General features: G+C 62.3%; 15 protein-coding genes. All 15 read right to left on the bottom strand.

Annotated features, from left to right (window positions below; genetic code table 11):
- Positions 1 to 26 precede the first annotated feature (26 nt).
- The gene (locus E8L03_RS06205; RefSeq protein WP_144305724.1) at positions 27 to 845 is read right to left on the bottom strand and encodes an ABC transporter substrate-binding protein; all 819 of its coding nucleotides are present in this window, start codon (positions 843 to 845) and stop codon (positions 27 to 29) included.
- A gap of 61 nt (positions 846 to 906) precedes the next feature.
- Positions 907 to 1,635 (bottom strand): amino acid ABC transporter ATP-binding protein, encoded by a 729-nt coding sequence (locus E8L03_RS06210; protein WP_144305723.1) that lies wholly within the window; start codon positions 1,633 to 1,635, stop codon positions 907 to 909.
- 310 nt (positions 1,636 to 1,945) lie between these two features.
- Positions 1,946 to 2,227, bottom strand: coding sequence for a hypothetical protein (locus tag E8L03_RS06215; protein ID WP_171266853.1), 282 nt, complete (start codon positions 2,225 to 2,227; stop codon positions 1,946 to 1,948).
- Positions 2,228 to 2,346: 119 nt separating this feature from the next.
- Entirely contained in the window at positions 2,347 to 2,706 is a 360-nt protein-coding gene (locus E8L03_RS06220; RefSeq protein WP_144305721.1) for a hypothetical protein, read from the bottom strand.
- Between the two features lie 102 nt (positions 2,707 to 2,808).
- Complete coding sequence (locus tag E8L03_RS06225) at positions 2,809 to 4,005, bottom strand: aspartate aminotransferase family protein (RefSeq protein ID WP_144305720.1); 1,197 nt, start codon at positions 4,003 to 4,005, stop codon at positions 2,809 to 2,811.
- 103 nt (positions 4,006 to 4,108) lie between these two features.
- On the bottom strand, positions 4,109 to 4,606 hold the full coding sequence (gene dut / locus E8L03_RS06230) for a dUTP diphosphatase (protein ID WP_171266854.1): 498 nt from the start codon (positions 4,604 to 4,606) through the stop codon (positions 4,109 to 4,111).
- A gap of 64 nt (positions 4,607 to 4,670) precedes the next feature.
- Complete coding sequence (locus E8L03_RS06235) at positions 4,671 to 5,876, bottom strand: GAK system CofD-like protein (protein ID WP_171266855.1); 1,206 nt, start codon at positions 5,874 to 5,876, stop codon at positions 4,671 to 4,673.
- A 7-nt stretch (positions 5,877 to 5,883) separates the two neighbouring features.
- Entirely contained in the window at positions 5,884 to 6,984 is a 1,101-nt protein-coding gene (locus tag E8L03_RS06240; RefSeq protein WP_171266856.1) for an HprK-related kinase B, read from the bottom strand.
- Positions 6,981 to 7,859 (bottom strand): GAK system ATP-grasp enzyme, encoded by an 879-nt coding sequence (locus E8L03_RS06245; protein ID WP_144305716.1) that lies wholly within the window; start codon positions 7,857 to 7,859, stop codon positions 6,981 to 6,983. Before E8L03_RS06245 ends, E8L03_RS06240 begins: the two co-directional genes overlap by 4 nt.
- A gap of 28 nt (positions 7,860 to 7,887) precedes the next feature.
- Positions 7,888 to 9,594: a PhoU domain-containing protein gene (locus E8L03_RS06250; protein WP_144305715.1), complete on the bottom strand. Its 1,707-nt coding sequence runs from the start codon at positions 9,592 to 9,594 to the stop codon at positions 7,888 to 7,890.
- A gap of 9 nt (positions 9,595 to 9,603) precedes the next feature.
- Entirely contained in the window at positions 9,604 to 9,876 is a 273-nt protein-coding gene (locus tag E8L03_RS06255; protein WP_144305714.1) for an amphi-Trp domain-containing protein, read from the bottom strand.
- A 12-nt stretch (positions 9,877 to 9,888) separates the two neighbouring features.
- Entirely contained in the window at positions 9,889 to 11,073 is a 1,185-nt protein-coding gene (locus E8L03_RS06260) for a hypothetical protein (protein WP_244963684.1), read from the bottom strand.
- A gap of 53 nt (positions 11,074 to 11,126) precedes the next feature.
- On the bottom strand, positions 11,127 to 11,696 hold the full coding sequence (locus E8L03_RS06265; RefSeq protein WP_144305713.1) for a GAK system XXXCH domain-containing protein: 570 nt from the start codon (positions 11,694 to 11,696) through the stop codon (positions 11,127 to 11,129).
- A 117-nt stretch (positions 11,697 to 11,813) separates the two neighbouring features.
- Positions 11,814 to 12,488, bottom strand: coding sequence for a phosphate signaling complex protein PhoU (gene phoU / locus E8L03_RS06270; RefSeq protein ID WP_244963685.1), 675 nt, complete (start codon positions 12,486 to 12,488; stop codon positions 11,814 to 11,816).
- A 12-nt stretch (positions 12,489 to 12,500) separates the two neighbouring features.
- Positions 12,501 to 13,259: a phosphate ABC transporter ATP-binding protein PstB gene (gene pstB / locus E8L03_RS06275; RefSeq protein ID WP_171266857.1), complete on the bottom strand. Its 759-nt coding sequence runs from the start codon at positions 13,257 to 13,259 to the stop codon at positions 12,501 to 12,503.
- Position 13,260 lies beyond the last annotated feature (1 nt).

Consider the following 13,260-nt stretch of genomic DNA (forward strand, 5'->3'; position numbering starts at 1 on the left):
CCCGGAATCACATTGGTGCTACAGACTTACGGCCACAGCTCCATCTTCCAGTCGAGCGGCAGGTAGTACTTGCTGTCCTTGCCGAACCACTTGTTGTAGATCTTCTCGTAGTCGCCGCTCTTCCACATCTTGTTGAGGGCGAGGTTCACTTCGTCGCGGAAGTTGGACTCGTTCTCGGGCAGGCCGATGCCGTAGGGCTCGGCGGAGATGAAGTCGCCGGCGATGACCCAGTTGTCGGGGTTCTCGTCGGAGTTCTTGAGGCCGAGCAGAATGGTGGAGTCGGTGGTCACGGCCGCGACCTTGCCCTGCTTGAGGGCCAGGAAGGCCTGCGGGTAGCCTTCAAAGGAGATCACGGTGCAGTCGGGCTGGGCGTCCTTGATGTTCTTCTCGGAGGTGGAGCCCTTGGCGGTGCCGACCTTCTTGCCGGCGAGATCGGCCACGGACTTGACGTCGCCGTCCTTGGCCACGAGGATCTTCTGGCCATCCATGAAGTAGGTGATGGAGAAGTCGATGACGTCGTCACGCTCGAACTTGTGGGTCATGGTCGCAATGGCCAAGTCGATAGAGCCCTGGGAGACCATGGGGATGCGAGTGGCGGAGGTGACGGGCTTGAGCTCGGGCTTCACGCCGATGTCCTTGGCGATGTAGTCGCACATGTCCACATCGAAGCCGACGATCTGATTGGTCTTCTCGTCCACGAAACCAAAGGGGACGACAGCGTCCTTGACGCCGCAGATGAGCGTGCCGCGCTCCTTGATCTCCTCGAGCCTGTCGGCGGAGGCCACAGCCGCGAGACCGATAACAAAGCTCACGACGACCATCATGCAGATAAGACGTTTCAACATTCCAATACCTCCCTGGTTTAGTAGGACACATCCAGTCGTGGACGCACAGATGCGCCCGTGACTACAATATTTCTTTAAGGAATGCCTTGGTACGCTCGTGCCTGGGATTGGAGAAGAACTCGTTGGGCGGGCCCTGCTCCACAATCTGGCCGCCGTCCATGAAGATGACCTTGTCGGCGACCTCGCGCGCGAAGCCCATCTCGTGGGTCACGCAGAGCATGGTCATGCCGTCACGGGCCAGGTCCTTCATGACGTTGAGCACCTCGTTGATCATCTCCGGGTCCAGGGCCGATGTGGGCTCGTCAAAAAGCATGACCTTGGGCCGCATGGCCAGGGCGCGGGCAATGGCCACGCGCTGCTGCTGGCCGCCGGAGAGCTCGGCCGGGTATTTATTGGCCTGCTCCACAATACCCACGCGCTCCAGAAGCTCCATGGCCTGGGTCACGGCGGACTTTCTGTCGCGGCCGCGCACCTTGACGGGTGCCAGCGTTATATTCTTGAGGACCGTGAGATGCGGATAGAGGTTGAACTGCTGGAAAACGATGCCGATTTCGGCGCGCAGCTCGTTGATGTTGAAGTCTTTGGAATGGATATCCTTTTCTTCCAGAAGGATATGGCCCTTCTGGAACTCCTCGAGTCGATTTATGCACCGGATGAATGTGGACTTTCCGGAGCCGGACGGGCCACAGATGACGAGCACTTCGCCGCGCTCCACGGATTGTGAAATCCCCTGAAGCACGTGAAAGTCCCCGAACCATTTATGCACGTCTTGGCAGTCGATCATGGCCATGACGGACGGCATCCTCCTGAGAAAACCCGGCCGCGGTGAGGCCCGCGAAAGACGTCCAGTCCGGGTGGCGTCGATTCAAAATAATATGCAGCGCCACATCAGGGCTGCGCCCCATTTACAAGGATAGACCCCTCTAGTCTCTCAAGCGGCACCCTGTCAAGGTTGGACTTTTTTACAAAATTGGGAAGACAGATTGACGATAGGAATAACACCCGTTGCGAGGGCTTGTTGCGGCGTCCGCCAGCCTGTTCCGCCGTTGCTGCGTACAGTGTGCGAGTGGAAAACCGTACGGGGAGCACACCGCGCCGGCTCAGACGATGCCGTCCAGCAGCGAGCCGCAGTGGGAGTATGGGCTTACGTAGCACCGGGAGGGGGAGAGCTGGAAATCCGTACCGCTGTCCGCACCGATGTAGGCGGAGTTGTTCAGATCCTCCACCGGCACCATGGCGACCCAGACGTATTGGGCGTCCAGGACTTCAGCATTGCCGTGCACGGCGCCGCCGAACAGCTTTTTCCGCCGCGATCTGGGTGCGGCCCTGCGGCCGCCGACGTCGACATGCCCGCCGGATCTGGAGGATGCGCTACCGCTCATGCCGGGGCTCCGGCGGCGGAAAACCCGGCCGCCGCTGCGGTTGACGGATGAATCACGGGGGCTTGGCGTCAGCCGCGCCCCTCCCCTGGCGCAATAAAAAAGGCCGACCCGTACAGGGATCAGCCCGCCTCCATAAGGCCCGGTGAGAGGGAGTAGATCTGGTCGATGACGAGCAGATCTTCGAAGACCATGAGCACGTGCGCCTTCACCGTGACCGGCTCGTTCCTCTGCATGGCGCCGAGAAACTGGTCGCGCACCGCAGCAATGGTCTCCTCGTTGCGGATGTAATAGGTTTCGGAACCCCCTTGGATGGCATAAGGGAACTCGTACTCGCCGTGGACCTTTTCGGTCACCGTGAACGGCACGCCGTCCAACGTGAGATCGAACTCGCCCAGCGGCGCCAGTGCATGCGCCACCACCGCGCCGAACAGCAACGCGATGGTGGCGGCTACGATGCAATGAAAACGAACGAAACGCATGACCGCCTCCTGGATGTAAGGGTTGCATTTTATGCATGCCACACCCATGCGGCCGAATAAACAGGGATATCCCGGTAGGACTTCTCCCCTACGCGCTCCCCGTTATGCGCTCAGGATCTCGCGCAGCGCCTCAACGGCGGCGTCCAGATCGGCCCGTGGGGTGGACAGCGGGGGCAGGAAGCGCAGCACCCGCTCCTGGGTGCAGTTGAGCACAAAGCCCTTGGCGAGCATGGCCTGCCACGCCCAGGCCGCCGGCTCCTTGAACACGAGGCCGCAGATGAGGCCCACGCCGCGCGCTTCCTCCAGCTGGTCCGGGAACTCGTCCACCAGGTCGTGCAGCCGGCCCAGGAAGTGCTGGCCTTCGGTGCGCGCCCGGTTCACCAGGTCCTCGTCCTTCATGATCCGCAGCACCTCCAGCGCCACGGCGGTGATGACGCCGCCGCCGCCAAAGGTGGTGGCGTGCGCCCCCGGTGCAAAGCCGGCGGCCGCGTCGTCCGTTGCCACCACCGCGCCCATGGGCAGGCCGTTGGCCAGGCCCTTGGCCAGGGTGACCACGTCCGGAGAGAGGCCATAGTGCTGGTAGGCCATGAAGTTGCCGGTCCGGCCCATGCCGGTCTGAATCTCATCCACCATGAGCAGCACGTCCTTGTCCCGGCAGATGCGCTCCACGGCCACGGCGTACTCGGTGGACATGGGCCGCACGCCGCCCTCGCCCTGGATGAGCTCCACAAGCACGGCCGCGGTTTTGTCGGTGATGGCCTTGTCCAGCGCGGCCGGATCGTTCCACGGCACGGTGACGAAACCTTCCGGCAGCGGCCCGAAGTACTCCTTGACCTTGGGCTGGCCCGTGGCCGTGAGTGTGGCCAAGGTGCGGCCGTGGAAGGAGCCGTCCAGGGTCACGATCTCGTAAGCGTCGCGCTTCTTGATGGTCCGCATGTACCGCCGGGCCAGCTTGATGGCGCCCTCGTTGGCCTCGGCTCCGGAGTTGCAGAAGAACGCCTTGCCCAGGCCCATCCATTTGGTGAGTTCCTCGGCATAGGCCACCTGCTCCTCCTGGTAGAACAGGTTGGAGACGTGGACGAGCTTCTGCGCCTGCTCGGCCATGACGCGTGCGATCTCCGGCCGGCTGTGGCCCAGGTTGCACACGGCGATGCCGGCGAGCAGGTCTACATACTCCCTGCCGTCCAGGTCGGTAAGCCTGGAGCCGACGGCCTTGGTGATGCCCATGGGATACCGGCCGTACGTGTTGCACAGCACGCTCTCGGTCCGCGCCTTGAGTGTATTGAACTTGTCGCTCATGAGATTCATCCTCATTGATGATTGATGTCCGCACAGAATGGAAGAAAGCCGTTGCCGCCGGGCGAGACCGCCAGGGCGAATCCGGGGACGCGGGCGAAAAGAATCAGGCGCCCGTGTGCCCGAAACCGCCCGCTCCTCGGTCTGTATCGGAGAGGGTCTCGCTGGGCACGATGCGGGCCGCGAAGTACGGAAGGAACAGGAGCTGGGCGATGCGGTCGCCGTGACTGATGGTGCGGGACTCGCCCGAGGTGTTCAGGAGCGAAACGATGATTTCGCCGCGGTAGTCGGGGTCGATGACGCCGACGCCCTGGCTGACGGTGAGCCCTTTCTTGGTGCCCAGGCCGGAGCGGGAGAAGACGAAGCCGGCCACGCCGGGCATGCCAATCTCGATGGCAATGCCAGTGGGCACGGGGAAGCGGCCACCCGGCTCGATGGTGATTGCCTGGCCCGGCTGGTCGGCCAGGCAGGCCTTGAGGTCCACCCCGGCCGAGGCGGCCGTGGCGTGGTTCAGGTCGTAGTTGCCGTCGCCCTGGGCGTATGGGCAGCCCCCGTCGCGCAGGAAGCGGACTCTGACCTCTATCTCGTTCTGTACCGGTTGCATGCTCTCGCGTTCTCCCTTCCGGGGTTTCACATAGCCGCCTGAAGGCGCGAACGCAAGTAATTGATCAAACAATGGAGAGCAGATGGGCGAGAACCTTGTTCGAATCGAGGTACGGCGGGTTCTCGTCGTCCACCAGATCAGCGTCGATGACCTCGATGCCAAAGCGCTGGATTTTGGCCAGATCAAGGGGCATGGGGTACTGCCCACGCCTGGTGTCCACCAGCATGAAGTTGAGGAGCTGGTCCCGGGCGCATTCGTGCTCGCAGCTTCGGCTCAGCGTATCCAGCAGCACGCGCACGCATCCCGACAAGGACATGCCCTTCTGCTCCGGGTCCGGCGCCGAGTTGGGAATGTAGATCTTGGGGCACTCGTTGCGGCTGACGCACTCGCCCACGCCCTTGGGCAGGAGGTTGGCGATGAGGCTCGTGTAGAAGCTGCCTATGGGGTAGCAGATGATCTCCGCCTTGCTGATGAGATCGCTGACTTTCTGGCGGATGTGGACCTCGCTCGGCTCCGGCGCTCCTTCCGGATGCATGTCCCGGGTCAGGAACATGCGCTTGATGGGCGAGGCGATGGGTGCGGTCTCCTTGCCGGTGAGCATGTGCTGGCCCACGACGTACGAGCCGTCCTCCAGCTCGGCGGCGAGGTGCAGATTGGCCGAGCTGACCGGCCGCACCGTGCCCTTCACGTCCACGAGCTTGGAGAAGAGGTAGATGACTGGGTCGATGTGCCGGCCGTAGTTGAAGTAGCCGCCGGCCAGGATGAGATTGCCGATGGAGGCGCCGCGCAGGTCGAAGTCGTCCTTCATGCACTCCGTGAAGAAGCGCAGGTGGTTGCGGATGAGCTTGCGCATGGGGTCATCCACCGCGGCGATGCGGGGGTCCCTGCCGTCGCGCAGTGCAAGAAGCCGTTTGTGCAGCTCTTCCTGGGGCTCATCCTTGGGCAGGCGGTAGGCGAAGAGGTCGAAGATGGCGGAGTCCGCGCCGGGCAGGCGCTCGGAAAGCGCCATCAGCCGGTTGCGCACGTCGCCCACGGCGATCATGTTGAAGGCGCGCCGCAGCTCGGCCGAGCTGCCGCCGGAGTCGAACGGCGTGATGATGTGGATGGAGTTGTGCGTATAGCGCACTAGCCGGCGGGAGAACTCCTTGAGCGCCGTGCCGCCGGAGAAAAAGAGCAACCGCGGCCCCAGTTCCGGCGAGCGCTCGTAGCGAGCCAGCCGCACCGGGTCGGGCAGCGCCACGGTATGGCAGACCTTGATCCGTTCGGACATGGGTCCCTTACCCTTCCAGAATGGCGACGCACTTCTTGGCGGCGCGCTCGAAATCCACACCGCCGGAGAGCTCGTACACCGGACATCTGTCGAGCAGCTCCCGGTAGGCCTGCTCCGAGAAATCGAGCTGCGCATCGTCGCCAGGCCGGTAGAACAAACCCGGAGACTTCATGAACGCCGGCATGAGGTCTTCCCGCCGGGAAAGATCGACGCGACTGACGATGAGCTCGCCGCCGTCGCGCTGCCAGTTGAGCAGCACAAGACAGGACATGGGCGCGGCCAGGCGGAAGCGGCCCTCGCCAAAGCACTCGTCGATAAAGGCGTCGTACTTGTGCTCCAGGGTCCAGAGCTCGCTCTGGGGCATGGCGGCGAAGCGGTCGCGCTCCTCGTCGTCCATCACCGGCGTCAGGCTGGGGTTGTGCAGCACGGTGCCGGGGTTGATGCGCGGCATCTTGGCAACGCCGTACATGACGAGCCCGGTCCCGGCGTCCCCTTGGGCGTCGCGCTGGACCATGAGCCGATCGTTGGACACGAAATCCGTCTGCAGCCGCATCACGTGCAAGGCCAGAGTGGACTTGCCCATGCCGGAGAAGCCGGCAAAGGCCATGCCGCGACCGTTCTTGGCAACGCCGGCGGCGTGGAACAGCAAGCTGCCGCGGTCCAGAGTCCACTCGATGAAGCGGTTGTTGACGAAGTTGACCACCTGGTTGTCGTTCTCAAGGCACGGCCCCAGGGCGACATTCACGCCGCCGCCGAAGACGAAGAGCATGCCGGTGAGCCGCTTGCGCACGGCCCGGCCGTCCGGAAGCTCAGCGTACTCTTCCTTGATCTTGGTCTTGCCGGGATCGGGCTGCTTTTCGGTGAACTCCACGCCCAGGTCCGAAGGTTCCGGCGCGGCGTCCTCCAACGCGTGGATCACGGTGTGCGCGTTCTCTGCACCATCGGAGAGAAAGTCACGAAAGTAGTCGCCCAGGGCGTCCAGCAGCTCCTGGGAGTTGGAGCTCACCTCGGTGCGGTAGCCGTCGAAATCGAGATGCAGGGCGCCTGCGATCTCCAGGCCGGTCAGCGTGTCGGCCAGAAACGATTTGGCGGTGGTCAGGCGCGTCATCTACCGATCCTCCCCAGCACATAGTCCACATAGAGCTTGGCCGCGTCGATGCCGTTGGCGTCGCGCAGGCCGCGGAATCCTCCAAAAGCCGAGACCTCAAAGACCTTGGGGCCGTCGGGCGTCTCCACCACGTCCACGGAGGTGAAATCGAGGCCGAACAGGGCCTGGGCTTCATGGGCCAGCTCGATGATCTCCTCGCCGGGCTCGTACGGCTCGTACTTGCCGCCGGAGCGTGTGGTGGTGTTCCAGGAGTCCTTGTTGCCGGCGCGGGCATAGGTGGCCAGGTACTCGCCGCCCAGAAAGGCCACGCCCAGATCCTTGCCCGGATGTTTGACCATCTGCTGCAGATACATGAACGGGTTGTGCTCCTGGAAAGCCTCGACGCGGGCGCGGGCGTCGGGCCCGTTCTCCACCACCAGCATACCGCGCGCCTTGGTGGAGTAGATGGGCTTGAACACGGCGCGGCCGTAGCGCTCCAGAAAGTCCAGGGCCTCGTCCACACTCTCGGTCAGGGCCGTGGGCGGCATGGGCACGCCGCCGGCGGCCAGGGTCACGGTGCAGCTGGAGCGGTCCAGCACGCGGAGGATGATCTCGGGATCGGAAAAAATCGGAATGCCGCGGCGTTGCTTGAGATAGCGCAGGATCTCCAGCCGGTCCAACAGCAGCGGCGAGTAGAACGGCCCGGCCTTCTTCACGATGATCGCATCCAGCTCGTGCAGGGGCTGGCCGTGGGCCCAGACCTCCTCACGCTCCAGGTCCAGGGCCACGGTCTCGGGGTCCACAAGGCAGCGGAACCCGGTCTCGGCCTTCACGGTGTCGGCAAGCAGCTCGGAGGACCAGCCTCCAGGCACGCCGTATACGGCTATCTTTTTCATGATCGCTTCGCGTATGTATGAGGGTTATCTAGTAAACGAGCGCGTCTTCGGACAGGACGAACTCGTCCCAGGGCCGGCCTTTGTGATCCAGCAGCTTTTCCAGGAAGTAGACGCCGCGCAGGAACATATCCTTGGCAAAGTGCATGTTGAGCTCGAACCGGGTGGAGGTGATGAAGCTGCGCGCCAGGCCCAGAGCGAGCCGCGCGTCAAAGGTGGTGTCGCCGTGCTCCACTCCGAAGTCCTTGGAGAAGTGGTAGATGCGCTTGGCCACACGGTTCAGCCGCGCCCGACTGTAGAGATCGAAGATGGGCAGGCGGTAGTTGGAAACCACAAACACGGATATGTCCTGCAGCGGATCGGCCAGCTTGGAGCGGTGCAGGTCGATAAAGTGGATGCGCTGGGCCTCGTGGTCGTAGACGATGTTGTTGATGTTGAAGTCGCCGTGGATGAAGACCGAGTACGGAGACTCCAGCTCGTTCTCGATATCCCTGGCCTGCTTCAGCATGTCATCGAAGGAGACGATCTTCATGGAGCCGATGGTCTTCGTCGCCCACTCGAAGTTGGGGTAGAGCCGCAGCACGTCATCCAGCCGGGACTCCATCTGCTTGATGAAGCCGGCTTTTATGGGTGCCATGGTGATGGTGTGCTCCCAGACGGAGAGCAGGGTCTGCTCCAGCAGGAAGAGTGCATTCTCGATGATTTCGGCCTCGGCCGTGAGCACCACGTCCTGGAAGGTGCAGCCGCTGAGGTACTCGATGAGCATGGAGGCCTGGGAGCCGTCCTCCTGGTGGGCTAGCACCTTGGGCGGCAGGCCCGGCAGAATGGACTCCCAACGGTTGATGTTCTCCATCTCCTGCAGGAGCTTCTTGCGGTTGCCCTCCTTGAAGAGCACGCCGGAGGCCTTTTCCACGCGTTCGCCTCCGCCTTCCACGTCGCACCCGGTGTCCTCTTTCTGGCTACGAGAGCGGTCCGTGACCAGGCCGATGCGGCAGCCGGAGCGCGTGCCCCAGATGGAGTGGAACTCCACCTCGGAGATGGGCACCTCCACCCCGCTCTTGGCCAGGGTCTCGCGCAGGGCCTCGTACTGGCGGATCTTGAACTTCTCCCCCAGGGCGGCGAAGATGATGGCCTCGCCGATGTTCAGCAGGGAGTCGCCCATGCGCTCCAGGTAGCGCAGGATGAGGTGGCTCGTGATGAGGTTTTCGGTCTCCTTGCCGGAGCGCAGCTCGTTGAGAATGCGGTCGAACTGTATCTTGTAGAGGAAGTCCAGGGTGAACTCGCTGCGGCAGATCTTGAACGCCTGGGACATGTCCTGCCGGATCATGGCCGTAAAGACCTGGTTGAGGGCCGTGAGCACGGCGTCGAAGAACTTGGGCAGGTCGAAGCGCTGAATGAAGTCCTTGTCCTTCAGATACTCGGACTGGCCCACGATGTTCACGGCGAAGTCGCCGATGCGCTCGAGGTTGGTGGAAACCGTGATAGACGCGCGCAGAATATCCACAGAGCGGGGATTGCGCGGCCCGGAGCGGTTGATCGCGGAGTAGCACTTGTTCTCGATCACGCTCTTGAGATTGTCGATGTAGTCGTCACGCGCGGTGACGGACTCGATGATCTTGGGGTCCATGGTTTCGAGCACCTTGCGGGTGTTCTCCACCTGCTTGACCACCTCGATCACCATGAAGCGCAAATTTTCAGCAATGCCTTCCTTCTGAAGGACGTTTTCCAGGGGTCCCATGTAGCGTCCTTACGAAGGTTGGACGATGAGAGGTTCATCGCCGGCGGCCGGGTCTTCTTCGTCCTTCCAGCTGAACTTGAGCGAAAACTTGCGGAAGTCGCCCTTACGCTTGGCCTCCACATCGAACTTGACCAGCCCGCGCGGCTCCAGCAGCAGCTCCTTGTTCTTGGTGGAAAGGCGTATCTTGCCTGTCTCCAGGCCTTCCGTAATGGCCTTGAGGTACTTGAGCAGAGAGTCGATGTCCTGCAGGCTCTCATGCTTGAAATTGATGTCCGATCCCATGAATGCCCCGTCCTAGTTGAGCCTGTCTTTGTACTCGTTGATGATCCGCACGCGATTCATGCCCGATACGACGAGCTGCTTGCGGATGGCCATATCGTCCCATGCGGGCTGCAGACCGACCTGCCGGCCGACTTTTTCCGGGTCCTGATGCTCCGGCTCCTTCACCTTCTCGCTCATGTGGCAGTCGTCGCCCATGAACACGAGCAGCGGTCTGGAGCTCCGCACCCGGCTGTGGTTCTGCTTGTTGACCACGGTGATGAGAAACTCCGTGTACTCGCGCGACTGCGGGTTCCAGACCTCGTAACCGTCCACGTCGTAGTCGGCCAGCAGGATGGGCCAGAACTGCTCCGGGTGGGGAATGACCACGCCGGCGCCCAGGGAGCGCGCCTCCTCGATAACCTCCGAGGCGCGGTAGAAGTACTTGAGGGAGAAGGTGCTCTTGACCTGCTTCTTGATCTGCTTGAGGTAGAGCTGGGTGCGCTCGATGACGTGGTCGCCGTAATCGCCGCGCAACTGGTCGAACCAGTTGCGGATGAGCTTGTTCTTGACCATCTCGCGGGGGGTCTCCCGCCAGTTCTCTTCCAGCAACGTCTTGAGCTTGCCGGTGAGGATGGCCGCGAACTGCACGATGTCCTCGCCAGCACCTGTCTTGCCCGCCGCCTTCTGGCGCTGCTCCTCCCGATAGCCCGAGGTGCTCAGCACCGCGTCCATGAACTCGAAAAGCTGGCTGCCGCGGTAGGTGAAGGTGTGCGAGAGCATGGCCTTGAGCACGTCGGCGCCCTTGTCCAGGCTCTCCTCCTTGAAATGCAGCAAGAGCTGCACCTTGCGGTTGAAGCCGTGGGAGTAGCAGTCCACCTCCACGCCGGAGTAGCCGTTCAGCGACATGAGCACGTTGTGCTGCGTGGGGATGACGAGCTTTTCCTGCGCCTCCGGGAACATGGAGTTCACCCGCTGGACAATGAGGTCCATGGGCACGAACTCCGGGTGCCAGTGCACGGCCAGAACCTCCGCCTGCATGGGGTAGACATGGTCCGGCGTGACAACGCTCTGGCGCTGCTCCTCGGTCAGCGATGTATCGATGATCCGCAGATACCGCTTGCGGTCCTCGTCTGTTATCTCCCGCTCCACCTTGCTCACATCCACATGCAGGCACTGCGGCGAGGCGTCAGGTCTTACCAGTTCCATTTTCGTGGCCATCAGATTCTCCTGTGCGCCCGGCGCGGAAGCTCCGGCGCCGAGCTTCCCGGCTGCTACTTGTACTCGTCGTGGCAGTCTTGCATTCTCTGGTAGAGATCGTTCTGCCGCGCCGTAGCCGCCTGCAGATCGCCCTGCTCCACGGCCACTGCAAAGGCGTCCACGGCTTCCAGATACTGGGGGTAGTACTCGTCGCCCTTGCCCGGGTAGGTGCACATCACCCTGCTGTCTTCGATGAACCGCGCCATGACATCCCCGCCGGGCAGGGCGCCGTTGCGCAACGCCTGGTGGATGGCCTTGAAATCGCTCTTCATCCGCTTCTTGAGGGAGCCGTACTTGGGCTTGCCCTCCTTGCCGATGCCATACTCCTGCGCGGCCTTGCATGCCGGGCACTCGCAGTCCGGCGCGTGGTCTGGCTGCGCGTACTTCAGCTTCACCTTGGCCTTGTAGCCGCCGACGCTTTCCTTGAAGGAGAGGGATAAGCTCTTGAAGCCGTCGAAGACCAGCTCCACGTCGCCGATAGAGAGGCAGCCCTGGCGCATGCCATCCGCGATCTTGGCCAAAAAGTCGGGCGCTTCCTCGGCGCCGACCATAAACTCGTACTTGCGCTTGGATTCACTGGACATGAGATGCTCCTTCCCTTTGCGTGTGATTAGGGTACTTCAATCCGCCTAATTCTACCACTATACGCGCGGTAAAGGAAAACTCAAGCCGCGCCGGCCACAACCATTGAAACGTACCGGCTAAAACCGGTGGCAACGGTGCTTCACGTCCACACCCTGGACGATAAAGATCACGCACTCCGCAATGTTCGTGGACAGATCACCCACACGCTCCAGCGATCTGGACGCGAGGATGGTGTGCACGGAACGCTCGATGGCCGGGGTCTGCTCCACCATGTAGTCGATGAGGTTGCGCAGCACGGTCAGGTCCAGCTCGTTGGCGTGCTCGTCCGAGTTGCAGACCTGGTCGGCCAGCTCGGGGTCGTCGTCCTTGAACGCCTTGATGGCCGTGCGCAGCATCTCCAGACACGCATTGGCGAGCTGCTCCAGCGGCTTGCTGAACGGCAGAGGCGGACGGTGCGCAAGCAGCATGGAACGCTCCGCGATGTTCACGGACTCGTCGCCGATGCGCTCCAGGTTCACGATGATGCGCATGCAACCGACGATGAAGCGCAGGTCGCGCGCCACGGGCTGGGCCAGTGCAAGCAGACGGAGCGCGAACTCGTCGATCTCGCACTCCAGCTGGTTGATCTCGTAATCCTTGTCTATGACCTCCTGCGCCAGCTCGGAGTTGCGCTCCATGAGCGCCCGCAGGGACTTGTCCAGAGCTTTCTCGGCATAAGCCGCCATCTCGAGCACTTTGATGCGCAGGCTGGAAATTTCCTGCTCCAGGTGGGTCTGCACGTTCGTCGGCATATCGCGATCTCCTTAACCGAAGCGTCCGGTGATATAGTCTTCGGTCTGTTTTTTGTCAGGCCTGGTGAACATCTTTTCCGTGGGGCCGATCTCCACGAGCTTGCCCATGTAGAAAAAGGCCGTGGTGTCGGAAACGCGGGCGGCCTGCTGCATGCTGTGGGTCACGATGATGATCGTGTAGTTCTCCTTGAGCTCGTGGATGAGCTCCTCCACCTTCTGCGTGGCAATGGGGTCCAGGGCCGAGGCCGGCTCGTCCATAAGCAGAACCTCCGGGTCCACGGCGATGGCCCGCGCAATGCACAGCCGCTGCTGCTGGCCGCCGGAAAGCCCCAGGGCGGACGAGTGCACGCGGTCCGAGACCTCGTCCCACAGGGCGGCCCGGCGCAGGCTGTTTTCCACCTTGTTCCGGATGAACTGCTCGTCGCGAACGCCGTTGACCCGCAGCCCGTAGGCTACGTTGTCGTAGATGGATTTTGGGAACGGGTTGGGCTTCTGAAAAACCATGCCCACCCGCCTCCTGAGCTCTACAACGTCCAGCTTCGGGCTGTAGATGTCCTCATTGTCGATGCGGATCTCACCTTGAACCCGGGAGATTGGGATGAGGTCGTTCATCCTGTTCAGGCAGCGCAGAAACGTGGACTTGCCGCAACCGGACGGGCCTATGAGGGCCGTCACCTGGCGTTCGGTGAACTCCAGGTTCACGTCGTGCAGCGCCTTGAAATCCCCGTAGTAAAAATCGAGGTTCGATGCGTACATCTTCACCGTGCTCATG

It is taken from the genome of Oceanidesulfovibrio marinus (assembly GCF_013085545.1).
Lineage (GTDB): Bacteria > Desulfobacterota > Desulfovibrionia > Desulfovibrionales > Desulfovibrionaceae > Oceanidesulfovibrio > Oceanidesulfovibrio marinus.

Excerpts from the sequence above, each read along its gene's own strand:
- E8L03_RS06265 (WP_144305713.1), bottom strand. The coding sequence starts at position 11,696 with ATGTCCAGTGAATCCAAGCGCAAGTACGAGTTTATGGTCGGCGCCGAG.
- E8L03_RS06255 (WP_144305714.1), bottom strand. The coding sequence starts at position 9,876 with ATGGGATCGGACATCAATTTCAAGCATGAGAGCCTGCAGGACATCGAC.
- E8L03_RS06260 (WP_244963684.1), bottom strand. The coding sequence starts at position 11,073 with ATGGCCACGAAAATGGAACTGGTAAGACCTGACGCCTCGCCGCAGTGC.
- E8L03_RS06205 (WP_144305724.1), bottom strand. The coding sequence starts at position 845 with ATGTTGAAACGTCTTATCTGCATGATGGTCGTCGTGAGCTTTGTTATC.
- phoU (WP_244963685.1), bottom strand. The coding sequence starts at position 12,488 with ATGCCGACGAACGTGCAGACCCACCTGGAGCAGGAAATTTCCAGCCTG.
- E8L03_RS06235 (WP_171266855.1), bottom strand. The coding sequence starts at position 5,876 with ATGTCCGAACGGATCAAGGTCTGCCATACCGTGGCGCTGCCCGACCCG.
- dut (WP_171266854.1), bottom strand. The coding sequence starts at position 4,606 with ATGCAACCGGTACAGAACGAGATAGAGGTCAGAGTCCGCTTCCTGCGC.
- E8L03_RS06215 (WP_171266853.1), bottom strand. The coding sequence starts at position 2,227 with ATGAGCGGTAGCGCATCCTCCAGATCCGGCGGGCATGTCGACGTCGGC.
- E8L03_RS06210 (WP_144305723.1), bottom strand. The coding sequence starts at position 1,635 with ATGGCCATGATCGACTGCCAAGACGTGCATAAATGGTTCGGGGACTTT.
- pstB (WP_171266857.1), bottom strand. The coding sequence starts at position 13,259 with ATGAGCACGGTGAAGATGTACGCATCGAACCTCGATTTTTACTACGGG.
- E8L03_RS06220 (WP_144305721.1), bottom strand. The coding sequence starts at position 2,706 with ATGCGTTTCGTTCGTTTTCATTGCATCGTAGCCGCCACCATCGCGTTG.
- E8L03_RS06240 (WP_171266856.1), bottom strand. The coding sequence starts at position 6,984 with ATGACGCGCCTGACCACCGCCAAATCGTTTCTGGCCGACACGCTGACC.
- E8L03_RS06225 (WP_144305720.1), bottom strand. The coding sequence starts at position 4,005 with ATGAGCGACAAGTTCAATACACTCAAGGCGCGGACCGAGAGCGTGCTG.
- E8L03_RS06250 (WP_144305715.1), bottom strand. The coding sequence starts at position 9,594 with ATGGGACCCCTGGAAAACGTCCTTCAGAAGGAAGGCATTGCTGAAAAT.
- E8L03_RS06245 (WP_144305716.1), bottom strand. The coding sequence starts at position 7,859 with ATGAAAAAGATAGCCGTATACGGCGTGCCTGGAGGCTGGTCCTCCGAG.